The organism is Microbispora siamensis, from assembly GCF_016863095.1.
Lineage (GTDB): Bacteria > Actinomycetota > Actinomycetes > Streptosporangiales > Streptosporangiaceae > Microbispora > Microbispora siamensis.
Genome location: NZ_BOOF01000110.1, coordinates 1 through 2,341, shown reverse-complemented (window position 1 = coordinate 2,341; position 2,341 = coordinate 1). Strand labels below are relative to the sequence as shown.

Sequence of the window (2,341 nt, the reverse complement as noted above, 5' to 3'; positions counted from 1 at the left end):
ACGGCAGCCCATCCCCACGATCGCGATCGGCTCCCGTTGCTCGTCCCGGACGTCTCGCAGTTCTTCGCGCGTCTTGTGCAGTTCCTCCGTCACGCGTCGGAGGAGACGCCGGATCTGGTCGTCGCTCACAGGTTCGCCTTCCATGGGCCGGGGTGGGGCAAAGGGAACAGGTCAGGAGATGCCGAGCTCGTTGCTGATGAAATCGATGAGCTCGTCGTCGGAGGCCGAGGAAAGGTCGGCGGTCGCCGCGGGGCGCTCGTCGGGCTGGGTGTCCCCGAGAAGCTCCGCCAGGCGTCGCAGCCGGTTCGCCGCGGCCTCCCGATCGGACGGTGAAAGCGTCTCGCCGAGCAGCGTCTCCAGCTCGCCGAGCTTCGCGAGCATGGCGGCGACGGGCGGCTCGGGATCGGGCAGCAGCACGTGGAGCAGGTGGTCCACGAGCCCGGCGGGCGTCGGGTAGTCGAACACGAGTGTGCTCGACAGCGGCGTCCCGGTCAGCCGGGTGAGGCGGTTGCGCAGTTCGACGGCCGACAGCGAGGTGAACCCCTGGTCGCGGAAGCCCCGGTCGTCGTCCACTTCGGCCGCCGAGCCGTACCCGAGCACATCGGCGATCTCCGCGCGGACCAGCGCGCGCAGCGTCGGCCGTCGCTCGGGCTCCGGCAGGCCCGCCAGCCGCGCGGGGAGGTCCGGCTCGCCGCCGGAGGTCTCCGCCGCGCCGGGCGCCGCCGCACGGGCCTCGGGCAGCTCGGCGAGCAGCGGGTGAGGCCGTACGGCATGCACCGTCGCCCAGTCCGCGCGTGCGACGACCAGCCGGGTCTCTCCGCCGGCCACCGCCTCTTCCAGCGCCGACACGGCGAGATCGGGGGCCATGGGCGGGAATCCGCTTCGCCGCAGCCCCTCCCTGGCCTCCTCGCCGGCGATGCCCTCGCCGTCCCAGTGCGCCCAGGCGACGGAGGTGGCGGGCAGGCCGAGCGAACGGCGGTGCTCGGCGAGGGCGTCCAGGAAGGCGTTGCCCGGCGCGTAGTTGCCCTGGCCCGGGTTGCCGATGAGCCCGGTGACCGACGAGAACAGCACGAACGCCGTCAGCGGAAGCTCCCGGGTCAGCTCGTGCAGGGCGAGCGCGCCGCCCACCTTCACCCGGTTCACGGCGGCCAGCCGCTCCGGCGTGAGTGAACCGAGCAGGCCGTCGTCCAGTACGGCGGCGGTGTGGACCACGGCGGTCAGCGGATGCTCCGGCGGTATGGCCGCGAGCACGGCGGCGAGGGCGTCCCGGTCGGAGACGTCGCACGCGGCGACCGTCACCCGGGCACCCAGCCCGGTGAGCTCGGCGCGCAGGTCCTCCGCGCCGGGAGCGTCGAGCCCGCGCCGGCTGACCAGCAGCAGGTGCGGGACCCCGCGCCGGGCCAGCCGCCGGGCCACATGAGCACCGAGCGCGCCGGTGCCGCCCGTGATGAGCACGGTCCCCGCCGGCGCCCACTCCGCGGGCGTGGCCTCCCGGCTCGGTGCGGGAACCAGCCGGCGCGCGAGAAGTCCCGAGGCGCGCACCGCGAGTTCCGACTCGCCGTGCGGTCCGGTCAGCGCGGTCACGGCGTACGCGACGCTCCGCCCATCAGGCGGCGACCCGTGCAGCGACTCGTGCAGGGGCTCGTGCAGTGGCGGAAGGTCCACGATCCCGGCCCACCGCTCGGGCCTCTCGGCCGCGATCACCCCGCCCAGGCCCCACGCGAGGCCTCCGGCCGGATTCGGCACCCGGTCGGACGGCGCCGCCGCGACCGCGCCGCTCGTCGTGAGCCAGAGCGGTCCGTCGATCGCCGCCGCGTCCAGCGCCTGCAGCAGAGCGATGTCCTGGCCCTCGTAGGGGGTACCGTCCAGGCCGAGCAGGGACACGACACCGGTGAACCGCTCGCCGGTCCGTACGGAGGTGAGCGACGCCACCAGGGAATCCCGGTCGGCCGTCCCGCCGACGACGGCCTCCGTCACCTCGGCGCCGCGCTCCTCCAGCACGTGTTGCAGAGCCTTCGCCCAGGCCGCGGCCGTCTCCCACGCCGTACGGACCAGCAGCCAGCGGCCCCCGGACCGGAGCGCGGGCTCCTCCACCGGCCGCCAGACGACCCGGTAGCGCCACGAGTCCAGCGTGGTCCGCGCGTCCCGGGCGGCGTGCCACGAGGCCAGGACCGGCAGGGCCTCCCCGAGCGACTGCCGTATGCGTTCGGCTTCCGCACCCAGGGTGCCGACCAGAGCGTCGAGGTCGCCGCGGCCGACGATGTCCCAGAAACGCGCCTTTCCGTCGTCGTACGGCCCCGCCTGGCCGGACTTCGGCGGGCTCACCCAGTGCCTGCGGCGC

Annotated in this window: 2 protein-coding genes; both read right to left on the bottom strand. The window is 74.8% G+C overall.

Annotated elements, in window-relative coordinates:
• The coding region (locus Msi02_RS44735; RefSeq protein WP_204053397.1) for a polyketide synthase docking domain-containing protein at positions 1–144 on the bottom strand (144 nt) is incomplete at its 3' end.
• 27 nt (positions 145–171) lie between these two features.
• The coding region (locus Msi02_RS42665; RefSeq protein ID WP_204053396.1) for an SDR family NAD(P)-dependent oxidoreductase at positions 172–2,341 on the bottom strand (2,170 nt) is incomplete at its 5' end.